Origin of the sequence: Exiguobacterium sp. AT1b (assembly GCF_000023045.1) — a bacterium.
GTDB lineage: Bacteria > Bacillota > Bacilli > Exiguobacteriales > Exiguobacteriaceae > Exiguobacterium.
Genome location: NC_012673.1, coordinates 355,061 through 370,507 on the forward strand (window position 1 = coordinate 355,061; position 15,447 = coordinate 370,507).

The following is a 15,447-nucleotide window of genomic DNA, read 5'->3' on the forward strand; positions in this document are numbered from 1 at the left end:
CTGTCTTCCTGTTCCCGAATCTTTTAAAACTTTCACCTTAAAATTGCATATTCATGAAAAAAACCTTCCTTTTTTCAAAGGAAGGTCATGGACTAGCACTTATTTCAATTTGTTACGGAGAACCATTTGCAGGATTCCACCGTGACGGTAGTAATCAATTTCAACTTCAGAGTCGAAACGAGCGATGACTTTGAACTCTGTCACCGTTCCGTTTTCATGTGTCGCTTTTGCGTTCAAGATATCGCGCGGACGTACAGACTCATCGACTTGAATATCAATTGCTTCTTCACCAGTCAATCCGAGTGATTCAGCCGATTCCCCGTCTAAGAACTGAAGCGGGAGCACACCCATCATGACAAGGTTCGAACGGTGAATCCGCTCGAAACTTTGTGCGATGACCGCACGGATTCCAAGAAGATTCGTCCCTTTCGCTGCCCAGTCACGAGATGATCCCATTCCGTAATCATTTCCTGCAAGGACAACAAGACCTGTTCCCTGTTCCTTGTACTTCATAGCCGCATCATACATTGGCATGATTTCACCAGTTGGCCAGTACGTCGTAAAGCCACCTTCAGTTCCTGGAGCAACTTGGTTGCGGATACGAATGTTTGCGAACGTACCACGCATCATGACTTCATGGTTACCACGGCGAGAACCATATGAGTTGAAGTCGATTGGCTCTACCCCTTTAGAAAGGAGGTATTGACCGGCTGGTGTCGTTTTCGAGAATGATCCAGCTGGCGAGATGTGGTCGGTCGTAACCGAATCCGCAAACTTCCCGATGACACGTAAGCCATTCAATGCATGAACCTCGCCCGCTTCTGGTTCGAGTTGTTCGAAGAACGGTGGGTTTTGGATGTATGTCGACTCATCTGAGAAGTCATACAAGTTTCCTTCCGGAACATCGAGTGCGTTCCAACGCTCGTTACCAGTGAAGACCGTTTCGTACTCTTTACGGAATGCTTCTGGTGATACGACGTCTTGGACAACCATTTTGATTTCATCGTTTGATGGCCAGATGTCTTTGAAGTATACTTCATTTCCATCTTTGTCTGTACCGAACGAATCATTCATAATGTCGAAGTTGACTGACCCGGCAAGAGCGTAAGCGACGACGAGCGGTGGTGATGCCAAGAAGTTTGCCTTCACGAGCGGGTGAACGCGCCCTTCAAAGTTACGGTTACCAGAGAGGACTGACGACACGAGCAAGTCGTTTTCTGTGATCGTATCTTCGACTTCACGGTCAAGCGGACCAGAGTTTCCGATACATGTCGTACAACCGTATCCGACCGTGTTGAAGCCAAGTTCGTCCAAGTAAGAAGTCAAACCAGCCTTATCCAAGTAGTCCGTTACGACTTTCGAACCTGGTGCGAGTGATGTCTTCACGTATTTCGGAACGGTTAAGCCACGTTCAACGGCTTTCTTCGCAACGAGTCCAGCACCGACCATGACGTATGGGTTCGACGTGTTCGTACAGCTTGTGATGGCTGCAATCGCAACATCTCCCGTACTCATGTCGACTGCGCCGTCCTCGTACTTGACTGTCGCCGTTTTGTCGAGTTCAGAACGGTCAAGTCCGAAGCCACTGTTTCCTGCAGGAGCACTCAAGCTATCGATGAACGATGTTTGAACGTCTGAGAGGTTGATTCGGTCTTGTGGACGTTTCGGACCCGCAAGTGAAGGCTGGACTTTCGACAAGTCGAGTGTCAACACTTTTGTGAACGTTGGATCAGCTTGATCTGGTGTATAGAAGAGATCATTCGCTTTAGAGTATTCTTCGACGAGTGAAATCAACTCTTCAGAGCGACCAGTCGTACGCATGTAGTTCAATGTTTCCGTATCGACCGGGAAGAATCCACATGTCGCACCATATTCAGGCGCCATGTTTGCAATCGTCGCACGGTCTGAAAGTGGCATCGTGTGGAGCGACGGTCCGAAGAATTCAACGAATTTCCCGACAACTTTTTCATGACGGAGCATCTCTGTCACGACGAGCGCCACATCTGTCGCTGTCACACCAGGGTTTACTTCACCGATGATTTTGACACCGACGACGTCTGGCACTGGGAAGTATGATGGTTGACCGAGCATGCTTGCTTCCGCCTCGATTCCTCCGACACCCCAGCCAAGAACACCGAGTCCGTTGATCATCGTTGTGTGCGAATCCGTTCCGACGAGTGAATCTGGATAAGCAACTGTACCTTCTGCATCATTCTTCTCGAGGACGACAGATGCCAAGTACTCCAAGTTTACTTGGTGAACAATCCCCGTTGCAGGTGGTACGGCACGATAGTTGTCAAATGCCGTCTGAGCCCAACGTAAGAACTTATAACGTTCTTCGTTACGTTCAAATTCGATGTCCATGTTTTTCATCAATGCGCCAGCGAAACCATATGCATCTACTTGAACTGAGTGGTCGACGACGAGATCGACAGGAATTTCTGGGTTGATTTTGTTTGGGTCTCCACCGAGGTCTGCCATCGCTTTACGAAGTGAAGCAAGGTCTACAACCGTCGGTACACCCGTGAAGTCTTGAAGTACGACACGTGCCGGTTTGAACGGTACGTCAATGTCTTTCGAGACGTCGGCAGTGCCCCATTTTGCCAAGTTCTCGACATGTTCTTTCGTGATGGCACGCCCGTCTTGTTGACGGAGAACCGATTCAAGAAGAACGCGAATCGAATACGGAAGACGGCTGATGTCCGTCAATCCTTCTTCTTCCAATTTTTTCAAACGATAAAAATCATACGATTGCCCGTTCGCTTCGAACTTTGTCCGAGATGCGAAGGCGTCTAAAACATTCGTCTGTTCCATTGCAATTTCCCCCTTTTTGAAAGCGCCGACCACACGACAATGCGTAATCGCTTACTTTTCACATATTTATCATAATACAAGTATAGCGTGACGTAAAATACATTCCGTCACAAATTAGTCATAAGTAAAACTTATCAAAACTAAAATGACTTACTTCACAACAAAAAAACACCTCAGAAACGAGGTGTTTACATCTTATTCTTCCGTACCGATCTCTTCGTTGACGTCAAGTGCCTCAACAAGCGTCAAGTCATCTGCGTGACGCTCAGCGAACCGTTCATATGTGAACTCGTTCGCGAACAGGAAGACCGGACGTTCCCAACGGTCTGTAACGAGCATGTTCCGTGAATCTTGGAACGGTTTCAATGCCTTCAACTCTTTATCTTTGACCCAACGAGCAACGCTATATGAGACTGGTTCCATTCGAATATCGACGCCATATTCATTGTTTAAACGATATTCGAATACCTCGAATTGAAGTTGTCCGACCGCGCCAAGATAAATCTCGTTATATTCGTTGCGATACACTTGAATCGCCCCTTCTTGCGCAAGCTGTTCTACCCCTTTATGGAAGTGTTTCGACTTGAGCGAGTTGATTGGCGAAACGCGCATGAACAATTCCGGTGGGAAAGTCGGCAAGGCTTCAAACGCAATCTTTTGCTTCGACGTGGTGATCGTATCTCCAATTTGATACGTCCCAGAATCGTAGATCCCGATGACATCACCGGCAAACGCTTGGTCGACTGTTTCTCGATCGTTCGCCATCAATTGTGTCGATTGGCTCAATTTAATCTTTTTCCCAGTCCGGGTGAGCGTCACGTCCATCCCACGCTCGAACACACCGGAACAGATGCGGACGAATGCGATGCGGTCGCGGTGTGCCGGGTTCATGTTCGCTTGAATCTTGAAGACGAATCCACTGAAGTCTTCTGATGTCGGATTGATCGGACCGACGTTCGACTTACGGGCCTCAGGAGCCGGAGACATATCTAAATAGTGATTTAAGAACGCAGTCACGCCAAAGTCGACGAGCGCTGTTCCGAAAAATACCGGTGTCAATTTACCGCTCTGAATCGCCTCGACATCAATCTCGTTCCCCGCTCCGTCAAGAAGGTCGATCTCATCGCGAAGGTTCGTCAAGTTCTCTTCAGAAAGATGATCAGCGAGCACCGGGTCGTTTACCCCGTCCTCACTCAGTTGAAGTGTCGACTTCTCCCCACGGAACAAGTGGACCTCATTTTTCATTCGGTCGTAGACACCTTCAAACTGCATTCCGCTCCCGATCGGCCATGTAATCGCGACAGAAGGCATGCCTAACACTTCTTCGAGCTCTTCCATCAATTCAAGCGGATCTTTTGCCTGACGATCCAACTTGTTCATAAATGTGAAGATTGGAATCCCACGCATCCGACAAACTTGGAATAGTTTTTTCGTCTGTGTTTCAATCCCTTTCGCAGCATCGATGACCATGACCGCGCTATCAACCGATGTCAACACGCGATACGTGTCTTCACCGAAGTCGTTGTGTCCTGGTGTGTCCATGATCGATACGACCTTATCTTGATAGATGAATTGCATGACAGATGATGTGACCGAGATCCCACGTTGTTTCTCGATTTCCATCCAGTCGGATTTCGCGTGCTTTGAGTTTTTGCGCGCTTTGACCGTACCCGCCTCGCGAATCGCACCACCGTGCAAAAGTAATTTCTCTGTTAATGTTGTCTTCCCCGCATCCGGGTGAGAGATAATGCCGAATATCCGACGTCTCTCGACTTCCTGTTTCAATTGGCTCATATAGGATAGACCTTTCCTTTCTCGTCTCAGTTCATGCTTATTCTCGTAGCAACGCTATCTATTCTAACGAAATCAAATCCGTTCGTCTATCCTAATGGAACGTACGCCTTTTGCAAATGGATTCTTTTTTGTATACTAACGATGAAAGCAAGTGAATGTATAGAACGGGGGAAAGACGATGCCAGAAAACTTGATGATGTATTTCATTGTATTCTGGGGATTCGTCATGATTGGACTCATGACGATTGGCGGGTACTTCATGTTTCGTAAGTTTTTAAAACGAATGCCAAAAGAAGATGGACGTTCCCTACTTGACATCGAAGATGATTATATAGAAAGAACGCGTCATCTATGGACTCCGGAAACGCGGACGTTATTAGATCGTCTCGTCACACCGGTACCCGAGTTGTTCCGCGACGTCGCGATCCGAAAAATCGCAGGTAAAATCGGTCAATTCGCGCTTGAAACGCGAGCCAAAAAAATGACGACCGAACTCGTGGTAAAGGGTTATATCGCCGCGACACCTAAGCGCGATCATAAGTTCTTAAAAAAAGCGCTAGCCGAAGAACAGATCGACTGGACGCCATACGAACACTATTTTCAGCAGTAGACTCTATCTCATTCAGATAGAGTTTTTTGTTTGTCGAATTGTGCGATTCGCCTAATGGGTCAAAAGTACCTTTTCTTGAGTTTTATACTACACCGAAATAACGTTCACGAATTAGACAATATTGAAAACGCTTACAATAAATTGGTATGACCAATATTAATATAACGTCTTCTGTTTCGACACGAAAAAAAGGAATGACTGAACTGTTTTTCACAACGCATAATGGATTTATCTTACAGTCAAGGAGGGTTTATTATGCATGATGTGACACACGTTTCACAAACGACAAGCCATCAATCTGCCCACATGATTACCGAGCACGAGACATTTCATCGGTTAATGCGGGAAAAAAATCGATTCATCGTTCCAGCTATCATCTTCTCACTCATCTTTTATTTCACACTCCCGATTCTGACGAGTTATACGACGATTTTGAATACACCACTCATCGGGGACATCACTTGGGCTTGGGCGTTCGCCTTTTCCCAGTTCATCATGACCTGGACACTTTGTGTACTTTATAGTCGACGTGCCCGTCGCTTTGACGCTCTCGTCGAACAATTAAAAAACGAGGTGAGATCATGAACTGGACCGCAATCGCCCTCTTTATCGCCATTGTCGGACTCACGCTTGTGATTACATACTTTGCAGCACGAAAAACAAAAACTGCCAGTGACTTTTATACGGCAGACGGTGGATTGACCGGATTTCAAAACGGTCTTGCCATTGCAGGGGACTATATGTCTGCCGCATCGTTTCTCGGAATTGCGGGCATGATCGCGCTCGCGGGATTCGATGGATTTTTCTATTCTATCGGTTTCCTCGTCGCCTACCTCGTGGTCCTCTATCTCGTCGCCGAACCATTACGTAATCTTGGGAAATATACGATGGCAGATATGATCGCGGCACGTTTCAACAAGCCCCGCGTTCGTGGTGTCGCAGCGATGAATGCGATTGTCATCTCCATTTTCTACATGATTGCGCAACTCGTCGGAGCGGGTGCTCTGATTGAATTGTTACTCGGAATCCCTTATACGACAAGTGTCGTCGTCGTCGGTATCTTGATGACGGTCTACGTCGTTTTCGGTGGCATGACGGCCACTTCTTGGGTACAAATCACGAAAGCCGTACTTTTAATGATTGGGACGGCAATCATCTCATTTCTCGTGTTCGCTCGTTTTGATTTCTCCGTCACGACAATGTTCAATGAAGTCAGCAAAGCGACCCCACTCGGAAGTGACTTCTTGAACCCAGGGAATAAATTCAAGCTACCGCTCGATACTATCTCATTAAACATGGCGCTCGTGCTCGGTACGGCAGGGCTCCCTCATATTCTGATTCGCTTCTTCACCGTCAAAGACGCACCGACTGCTCGGCAATCCGTCGTCTATGCGACATGGATCATCGGTGCATTTTATATCTTGACCATATTCCTAGGTTTCGGTGCCGCAGCATTCGTCGGACGTGATGCCATTCTCGCCGCAAACCCAGCCGGCAACATGGCGGCCCCTCTTCTCGCGCAAGTGCTCGGTGGTGACCTCTTGTTCGCTTTCGTTGCCGCAATCGCGTTCGCGACAATTCTTGCCGTTGTAGCAGGACTCGTACTGTCAGCCGCTTCCGCCTTCGCCCATGACTTCTACGGACATATCATTCGTAAAGGGGAAGCGACAGAAACTGAACAAGTGAAAGCCGCGCGAATCGCTTCAGTTGCGGTCGCCCTCGTCTCAATGGGACTAGCTTTTTTCGCCCAGTCGATGAACGTTGCGTTTCTTGTCTCGCTCGCCTTCGCCGTTGCGGCGAGTGCGAACTTACCTGTGATTCTCTTTACGATTTTCTGGAGACGCTTTAATACAGGAGGCGCCATTTGGGGAATGGTCGTCGGTTTGTTCTCCTCACTGATTCTAGTCGCACTCAGCCCGAACCTTTGGGCTCCGGACGGTTCGGCCATCTTTGTCGGTGAAGCCCTTTTCCCACTATCCAATCCCGGGATTGTATCAATCCCTCTCGGTTTCATCGCTGCCGTGATTGGTACACTGGTCACGAAATCGGATGAAGCAGCAGGAAACTATGAACGCGTCCTCGTCAAGGCGAACACTGGAATCGACGCGGAGACGGAAGTCGCCGCTACGAAAGCAGACTAAATAAAAAATGGAGTGGCTCAACGCCACTCCATTTTTACGTGATTGCGATTCGTTTATATTTTTGATACATGGCGATTCGCCACGGGACAATCATCCCCCAAGCAATCAAATAAAACAATCCGCCGGTCGAGAAGAGATCGACCTCATGACCGACCCAAATCTTCATTGCTGTACGAATGGCAAGGAGTGCGAACACGACCACGAAAAATGCTTTCGATCGTGAGAGATACACTTCGCCGTCCCGTTTTTCAAAGTTTGATGTCTTAATCAAAAACAGACTGAAGATGAGCCCGACTGCAAGAGCCTCAGCCACTTCGACCCATGACAAGCGAAACGCAGGAATCAAAAACTGAATCATCCCGGTCGTCATCGCAAGTGGTGGGATTAAAATTTTCTTCGCATTCGTCGGCTTTGCCGATGCTTTTACACGAACAAAGCTCGCTACGATACCCATTAACAACGCAACGAGAGTCGACCCCCATAACATTGACATCTCGGTCAACCCCTTAAAATCCGGTGAATCCGACAAGCTCGCTCATCCATGCAGCGAACCGATTCATTCCGTCAAAATATAATAGTACGCCGAACGCCATCATCAAATAGCCTCCGACTTTTGCCACTTTTGCACTGTTGCGTGCTAAGTACTTGATCTTGCCAACGAATGCGACCATCACCAAAAATGGAATCGCAAACCCGATGACATACGCCAACATATAGCCGAGTCCTTGACTCGGGTTCGTAGCGGCTAGTGCGATCACACCAGCTAAAATCGGACCTGTACACGGTGTCCAACCGGCCGCAAATCCAATACCAATTAAAACGGTTCCAAAATAACCGCTCTTTCGTTCGCCGATATCCATTTTCTTTTCACGCATCATAAATTGCGGTTGCCATAAGCCCGCCAAAAAGACGCCGAATACGAAAATCAAAATGGCGCCGAACATGCGTAGACTGTCCTTGTATTGGATGAAGACGTCTGCGATCAACGAAGTCGACAACCCTAGCACAAGAAAGACAATCGAAAAACCGAATAAGAACGAAAATGTGTGGAACCAAGCTGTACGCTGTTTTAATCCTTCATTTTTTAACTCAGATACGGAAACCCCAGTGATATACGAGAGAAAGACCGGATACAACGGGAGCGTACATGGTGACAAGAACGATAAGACGCCCGCCCCAAATGCGAGCCATAATGTGACTTCCATGACGATTTCCACCTTTCACGACCATTATAGCGAAATCCTATTTAAATTGCTCGAATCTTTTCTTTCAAACCTCAACATCATTTTGTAATTTTTGAAATGGAAATGAAACTTGTCATCTGTAAACGGAGGTGCTAAGATTTGGATATTCCAGTTCACAAAATTCTAATTTACATGATGGGGGAACGAACGTGGCAGTCACCGCAGCAGATACACTACACCAGGCCATTGAACAAAAACGTGATGAACTGTATAAAATCGCGTCAAAGCATTCTTGGACCTCACCTGAAGTCATTTCAGTAAGCCAAGAACTTGACTCTCTAATCACTCGTCATGTCCTATCAAAGCATAATAAAGAGCAACTTCATTCTTGAAACTTGACGGCTCGTCACCTTGTGTGACGAGCTTTTTCCATGGAAAAAAGGACACCTGAATAGGTATCCTTTCCAAATCAAGACATCAGACGTTGTCCGGATTGCAGTTCATACATCTTTTTGTACAGTCCGTCTTGTTTCAATAACTGTTGATGATTGCCACGCTCTACGATTTCACCGCGATGCAAGACCAATATCAAATCTGCATCTTGAATCGTCGACAGGCGGTGGGCGATTGCAATCGTCGTCCGACCCCGACGCATCCGATCGAGCGCAGTCTGTACACGCTCTTCTGTTTCGGTATCGATGGAGCTTGTCGCTTCATCGAGAATAAGCACCTTTGGATTACGTGCGACCGTACGAGCAAAAGCGAGCAATTGACGCTCCCCGCTTGAGAACGTCGCTCCACGCTCTCCGACGACATGGCCATAGCCAGCATCCAACTTTTCAATGAATGTATGCGCTTGGACGAATTCAGCAGCTTCACGCGCGCGCTCAGAATCGATGTCCGGATTGAACAGCTTCAAATTCTCTTCAATTGTTCCGGTGAATAAGAATGGGTCTTGTAGGACAAGCCCGACCTGATGACGAAGCTCTTGCTCCTCGAACTGTTCGAGCGGTTGCCCGTCAATCGTGATGCGACCAGATTCATATGGGTAAAAACGGGTCAACAAATTGATGATCGAACTTTTACCACTCCCAGTATGACCAACGAGCGCTACCGTCTCACCAGGTTTCGCCACGAACGAAATTTGTTTCAACACGTCAACTTCTCCGTCGTAACTGAACGTCACGTCTTCGAATCGAACTTCCCCATCAGTGATCCGTGCTTCACCAGGCATCTGTTTACCTGGAGCCGGTTCATCCGTATCTAAGATTTTGAAGACACGATCCGCCGATACGACGGCTTGTTGAAATTCGCTCAATCGTTGCATGATATCGAGTACAGGACGGAAAATACGTTCAATATAGCTGATGAAAGCATACACGACCCCTACCTGAACCTGTTCACTCATGGAGAGCACCCCATAATAGCCGAGCAGACCGATGATGGAGAAGGCAAGAAGGAGTTCGATGATTGGGCGTAGCAACATGCTATCGAGTTTTAAGTTCCGATATCGCGCCTCCTGATGCGCTTCGTTCGTCTCTTCGAACTGACGGATGAGACGCTCTTCTTGACGAAATTGTTGAATGATGCCCATCCCGTTGATGGATTCGTTCAACTGGGCGTTTAGTTGTGACAACAAATCCCGGACTTGTGCGAAATATTTCGTCGAGAAACGACGATACGCCCAAATGATGAGCCAAAAGAGAGGCAACAAGATGAGTCCCATCGTCGCGAGCGGCGGCTCTAAAATGTAGAGGAAAATATACGTCCCGATCAACTGAACAGCGGACTGAACGAACGTACTCATCACTCCGACATAGAGCTCTTTCACCGCCTCCGTATCGTTCGTAATACGCGATACAAGGACGCCCGCTGGTGTACGGTCAAAATAAGCGAGCCGCATCCCCATGACGTGGCGGAAAATATCCATCCGAATATTTTGAACAATCTTCAGCGCAATCTTTTGAAACGAAATCGATTGTAGATAATCAAACACGATTGCAGATACGTGAAGAACCATATAGACGGCGAAGAGAGCGATGACCCAGTTCGTTGGATAGACACCCGGTGTGACGAATTCATCGATGAACACTTTGATTAGAAACGGCCCTGCCAACTTTGCACCTGTCGCAATCAAGAGAAATACGAAGGCGACACTGAGCGGTTTACCATACCGTTTCGCGTAACTGAGCAGTCGCTTGATGACTTGCCATTCTTGGACATCATGTTTCATCGTGTCCACCCCCTTCTACAATCGCTTCAAGTTGCTGACGATCATATGTCTCTCGATACCAGCCTGTCTCCTGAAGCAATGCCTCATGACGACCTCGCTGAATGATATTTCCGTCCTCAATCACGAGAATCTCGTCAGCATGTTCCACGGCGGAAAGTCGATGGGCGACGATGACGCGCGCCTGGTCCGGATTGCCGACTCGAAAATGCTCGATAATCGACTCTTCCGTTTTCGCATCGACCGCAGATAACGCATCATCTAATATCAAGACATCAGCCGCTGTCATGAGCGCCCGTGCGATGGAAATCCGCTGTTTCTGGCCACCTGATAATGTGACCCCGCGTTCACCGACGAGTGTCGCATAGCCTTCCGGAAGACGGACGATATCTTCATGCACCTCAGCGACCTTAGCCGCTTCGATGATTTCTTCCATGCTCGCATCGGGTCTTCCGAACGCGATATTGTTCGCAATCGAATCCGAGAACAAGAAGTGATCTTGCGGCACGACCGCAATCTTATCCATCAGAAGTGACTTTTTCACTTGGCGGATGTTGATCCCGCCGATTTTAATCTTTCCATCTTTCACGTCATACTCACGTGTCAACAGACGGACAATCGTTGTCTTCCCTGCACCTGTTCTGCCGACAATCCCGATGGTTTTTCCACGCTCAATCCGAAAATGAACATTGTGGAGCACAACGGTCTCGTCATAGGCGAAGTTTCGAATATCAACTTCCACCTCTGAATGAGAGAGCGTCGTCGCAGCCATGCGGTCGTCTTGAATCTCAGGTTTGACGGCGAGCATCCGCTCAATCCGGTCGTAAGACGCACGTCCACGCTCCACGATGTTGAACAACCATCCAAAGGCTAACATTGGCCATGTCAACAGTGCCAAATAAGCTGTGAAGCTGACGATCTGTCCAATCGTCAATTCTCCTTGTTCAATCAAGACGGCTCCATACCCGACCGAAAGGATATAAGACAATCCGACAATTCCGAAGATGGTCGGGTCGTATAAGGCATCAATCTTCGCGACTCGTACGTTTTTGGCCATGACTTCACTCGATAAATTCTCAAACGATTCCACGTCCCGACCGACTTCCCCCGTCGATTTTAAGACACGGACGCCACTGACACTTTCTTGCACTTTGTCATTCAATTCTGAAAATGCCGCTTGGGCGACCCCGAATCGGCTATGTAACATCTTTCCATATCGCGTCGTCAAAGCGACCATGATTGGTAACGGTAGTAAGGCAACGAGCGTCAATTTCCAACTGATTGTTGTAATCATCGTGATGATGACGAACGTCCCAAGTGTCACGCTATCGACGAGTGTTAAAATCCCCGCACCGGCCGTCATCGATACGGCTTGTACATCATTTGTCGCATGGGCCATCAAATCACCGACCCGTGACTTTTTATAAAATCGCTGATCAAGATCTGTGAAATGCCGATATAGTTGGCTACGAAGCATTCTTCCTAGACGAATCGATGCGCCGAAGATAAAATAGCGCCAAAAGAAGCGGGCGATATAGTTTCCAATTCCAACAGCGGCAAGTCCCCCTAATAATAGCCAGAGTGTGTCGGACGAAAGCGAACCACGGTTGATCTCATCGACAATCCGTCCGATGATGCGTGGTGGAATCAGTTCTAGACCAGCCACGAAGATCAGTAAGACGATGCCGAGCGCGTACGTCTTCCACTCAAGACGCAAAAACCAAGATAATTGTTTGAATACACGAATGTGAAACGCCCCCCTTTGTCTTTAGATGAAGATTATTTATTAATCGTAGCGAAAGTCTGTTCGATTGTCTAACAAAAAGAGGAAACAAAAAAGCACTTCGGGAACCGAAGTGCTTTCGTGATTGATTATGATTTCTTTTCGTTTTTCATCTGCACGTTCATGGCGCGCATCACTTGGTTGACTTTCTTCTGTGATGGCTTTTGACCCATCTGCATCATCAACGTACGAATCATATCTTCATTGATTGGCGGGTTCTGTTCAAGGTAGTTCATCATGTATTTACGCGCGATAAAGAATCCAATCGCGATACCCCCGATGAGTGCTGCCACGACAAGAAGAATCCAGAATAATGTACTCAAGGCTTTACCTCCTCTACCATATGAAACATCGTTTTTTACTATACACTAAATTGAACAACTTCGCTAGTCGTCCAGAAAAAAAGTGACGGCCAAACGATTGGCCGTCACATCAATCTAACTAGAGATTAAAGTGATTTTACTGCATTGACGACGTTGTCGACTGACATGCCGTATTCTTTCATGAGGAGGTCACCAGGTGCAGATGCTCCGAACTTGTCGATTCCGAGCACTTTACCACCGAATCCTACATATTTGTACCATCCTAGTGTCGCACCCGCTTCAAGTGATACACGTTTCGTGACTGAAGATGGAAGGACAGATTCTTTGTACTCTGCAGATTGCGCTTCGAAGAGTTCCCATGATGGCATCGAGACGACTGCCGCTTTCACGCCTTCTGACGCGAGCTGTTCACGCGCTTCAACGAGAACGTGTACTTCAGAACCTGTACCGAGCAAGAGAACGTCTGCATCTTTCGATTCACCTGCAACGACGTAAGCTCCTTTTGCTGCCGTTTCAATAGATGTACCTTCGAGTTCTGGTAACGCTTGACGAGTCAAGACGAGAAGTGAAGGAGTCGTTTTCGATGTCACTGCTTGTTTCCAAGCTGCAATCGTTTCTTTGCCGTCAGCAGGACGAAGAACAGAGAGGTTCGGCATCGCGCGGAAGCTCATCAAATGTTCGACCGGCTCGTGCGTTGGGCCATCTTCACCGACTGCGATTGAGTCGTGCGTCAAGATGAACGTCGATGGAAGTCCCATAAGTGCTGCGAGACGGACTGCAGGACGGAGGTAATCCGAGAAGACGAAGAACGTCGCACCGTAAGGAAGGACACCACCGTGAAGGGCCATACCGTTCACAGCTGCAGCCATCGCGAACTCACGAACACCGAACCAGATGTTACGGCCAGCTGGATCTTCATCGAAGTCTGCCGCACCTTTGATCATCGAGTTGTTCGATCCGGCAAGGTCAGCTGACCCACCGAAGAGTGTCGGTACTGCTTTTGCGATTGCGTTTAACACTTCACCGCTCGTTTGACGTGTTGCTTTTTTCGAACCGATTTCGAATGTCGGCAACTCGCTATCCCAACCTTCAGGAAGCTCATTGTTCATCGCACGCTCGAACTGTGCTCCGAGCTCAGGGTGTGCCGCTTTATACGCTTCAACGAGTTCGTTCCAGTCTGACTCATATTTCGCACCAGGCTCGACAACTTTCTCGTTGAATAAGTCATATACTTCGTTTGGAACGTAGAATGACTCGCCTTCCCATTTGTAGAACTGTTTCGTCAATTCGATTTCAGCGTCTCCAAGTGGCGCACCGTGTGATGCCGATTTACCCGACTTGTTCGGTGAACCGAATCCGATGACCGTTTTAACTTCGATCAATGTCGGCTTCGACGTCTCTGCTTTTGCAGCATCAATCGCTTTTGCGATTGAATCGATGTCCGTTCCGTCTTCGACACGAATAACTTGCCATCCATAAGCGTTGAATCGGTCTTCTACGCTTTCAGAGAATGACTTATGAAGGTCGCCATCGAGAGAGATGTCGTTTGAATCGTAAAGAACGACGAGTTTACCAAGTTTCAAGTGACCTGCAAGGGAAGCCGCCTCAGCAGATACACCTTCCATCAAGTCTCCGTCACCGCAAATGCCGAACGTGTAGTGGTCAACGACGTTGAACTCGTCGCGGTTGTAAGTCGCTTCTAAGTGTTTCTCTGCCATGGCCATCCCGACAGCCATCGCAATCCCTTGTCCAAGTGGGCCCGTTGTCGCATCTACCCCAGCCGTGTGGCGGTACTCAGGGTGACCAGGTGTTTTCGAGTCCATTTGACGGAATGATTTCAAATCGTCCATCGACAAATCATAGCCAGACAAGTGAAGGAGCGAATACAAGAGCATCGATCCATGACCCGCTGAAAGCACGAAACGGTCACGGTTGAACCAGTTCGGGTTTTTCGGGTTGTGACGCATTTTATCTGTCCAAAGTGTAAACGCCATTGGGGCAGCGCCCATCGGCATCCCTGGGTGACCAGAGTTCGCTTTTTGGACCGCATCAATTGAGAGCGTCCGAATCGAGTTAATCGCTAATAATTCTTTAGTAGTTGTTTCCACTAATTTCATCCTCTCTGTGTTAAGAAGGTTTTCTACCCGTCATATTTTATCACACTCAATCGTGTGTCACAACTAATTAATTAGTATAACACATTTGGTGAAATCGTTTCCTTCTATTGCATGAAATAATGTGTAATCCGTTCGTCTGATGCGTGTTCGTGTATAACAAAAATGCACATCCTATACGAAATAGGATGTGCATTCGGGATCACTCACCGCGATAACGTTTTTGGTCTTCTTTCAACTTCTCTGGGGTAACGTCGTTCCCATCTGGGTCGACGACTTTCATCCCCATCATTTGTGATTTGAACGATTGACGAAACGCCTTCAAATATTCTTGACGCAAGTTTTGCTGTTCGTTCATTTCGTCTTGAGACAGTCCTTCTGTCTTCGCTTTGTTGGCGAGGAAATTGATTCGCTCCAATTGTCCTGGTGCTAACATCTGACTCGCCCCCTCTCT

At 47.7% G+C, this 15,447-nt stretch carries 13 protein-coding genes; 4 read left to right on the top strand and 9 right to left on the bottom strand.

Going from position 1 to position 15,447, the window contains the following annotated elements; translation table 11 throughout:
• Positions 1-99 precede the first annotated feature (99 nt).
• Together acnA and EAT1B_RS01950 are read right to left on the bottom strand one after the other, a co-directional pair.
• Positions 100-2,814 (bottom strand): aconitate hydratase AcnA, encoded by a 2,715-nt coding sequence (acnA, locus tag EAT1B_RS01945; protein ID WP_012726444.1) that lies wholly within the window; start codon positions 2,812-2,814, stop codon positions 100-102.
• Positions 2,815-3,009: 195 nt separating this feature from the next.
• The gene (locus EAT1B_RS01950) at positions 3,010-4,608 is read right to left on the bottom strand and encodes a peptide chain release factor 3 (protein WP_012726445.1); all 1,599 of its coding nucleotides are present in this window, start codon (positions 4,606-4,608) and stop codon (positions 3,010-3,012) included.
• Between the two features lie 178 nt (positions 4,609-4,786).
• On the opposite strand from EAT1B_RS01950, the gene EAT1B_RS01955 reads away from it, so the two are divergent.
• The 3 genes from EAT1B_RS01955 to EAT1B_RS01965 all read left to right on the top strand — a co-directional run bounded on the left by EAT1B_RS01955 (position 4,787) and on the right by EAT1B_RS01965 (position 7,359).
• A complete protein-coding gene (locus tag EAT1B_RS01955) occupies positions 4,787-5,218 on the top strand; it encodes a DUF2621 domain-containing protein (RefSeq protein WP_012726446.1) in 432 nt (143 codons plus the stop codon).
• A 306-nt stretch (positions 5,219-5,524) separates the two neighbouring features.
• Positions 5,525-5,803, top strand: a complete 279-nt coding sequence (locus tag EAT1B_RS01960) for a DUF485 domain-containing protein (RefSeq protein ID WP_235439565.1) — start codon at positions 5,525-5,527, stop codon at positions 5,801-5,803.
• The gene (locus tag EAT1B_RS01965; protein ID WP_012726448.1) at positions 5,800-7,359 is read left to right on the top strand and encodes a cation acetate symporter; all 1,560 of its coding nucleotides are present in this window, start codon (positions 5,800-5,802) and stop codon (positions 7,357-7,359) included. The genes EAT1B_RS01960 and EAT1B_RS01965 overlap by 4 nt, the downstream gene beginning before the upstream one ends.
• A 34-nt stretch (positions 7,360-7,393) precedes the next feature.
• On the opposite strand, the gene EAT1B_RS01970 is transcribed toward EAT1B_RS01965, so the two are convergent.
• Both EAT1B_RS01970 and EAT1B_RS01975 read right to left on the bottom strand, forming a co-directional pair.
• Positions 7,394-7,846: a CcdC family protein gene (locus tag EAT1B_RS01970; RefSeq protein WP_012726449.1), complete on the bottom strand. Its 453-nt coding sequence runs from the start codon at positions 7,844-7,846 to the stop codon at positions 7,394-7,396.
• A 19-nt stretch (positions 7,847-7,865) separates the two neighbouring features.
• Complete coding sequence (locus EAT1B_RS01975; RefSeq protein WP_012726450.1) at positions 7,866-8,564, bottom strand: cytochrome c biogenesis CcdA family protein; 699 nt, start codon at positions 8,562-8,564, stop codon at positions 7,866-7,868.
• 188 nt (positions 8,565-8,752) lie between these two features.
• Between EAT1B_RS01975 and EAT1B_RS01980 the strand changes: the two genes are divergently transcribed.
• A complete protein-coding gene (locus EAT1B_RS01980) occupies positions 8,753-8,935 on the top strand; it encodes an aspartyl-phosphate phosphatase Spo0E family protein (RefSeq protein WP_012726451.1) in 183 nt (60 codons plus the stop codon).
• A 77-nt stretch (positions 8,936-9,012) separates the two neighbouring features.
• Here the strand turns inward: EAT1B_RS01980 and EAT1B_RS01985 are convergent, their stop codons facing one another.
• From EAT1B_RS01985 to EAT1B_RS02005, 5 genes are all read right to left on the bottom strand, one after another.
• On the bottom strand, positions 9,013-10,776 hold the full coding sequence (locus tag EAT1B_RS01985; protein WP_012726452.1) for an ABC transporter ATP-binding protein: 1,764 nt from the start codon (positions 10,774-10,776) through the stop codon (positions 9,013-9,015).
• On the bottom strand, positions 10,766-12,520 hold the full coding sequence (locus EAT1B_RS01990) for an ABC transporter transmembrane domain-containing protein (protein WP_041917900.1): 1,755 nt from the start codon (positions 12,518-12,520) through the stop codon (positions 10,766-10,768). The genes EAT1B_RS01985 and EAT1B_RS01990 overlap by 11 nt, the downstream gene beginning before the upstream one ends.
• 125 nt (positions 12,521-12,645) lie before the next feature.
• The gene (locus EAT1B_RS01995) at positions 12,646-12,879 is read right to left on the bottom strand and encodes a YneF family protein (RefSeq protein WP_012726454.1); all 234 of its coding nucleotides are present in this window, start codon (positions 12,877-12,879) and stop codon (positions 12,646-12,648) included.
• 125 nt (positions 12,880-13,004) lie between these two features.
• The gene (gene tkt, locus EAT1B_RS02000) at positions 13,005-14,996 is read right to left on the bottom strand and encodes a transketolase (protein WP_041917901.1); all 1,992 of its coding nucleotides are present in this window, start codon (positions 14,994-14,996) and stop codon (positions 13,005-13,007) included.
• 199 nt (positions 14,997-15,195) lie between these two features.
• The gene (locus EAT1B_RS02005) at positions 15,196-15,429 is read right to left on the bottom strand and encodes a DUF896 domain-containing protein (RefSeq protein WP_012726456.1); all 234 of its coding nucleotides are present in this window, start codon (positions 15,427-15,429) and stop codon (positions 15,196-15,198) included.
• Positions 15,430-15,447: the final 18 nt, after the last annotated feature.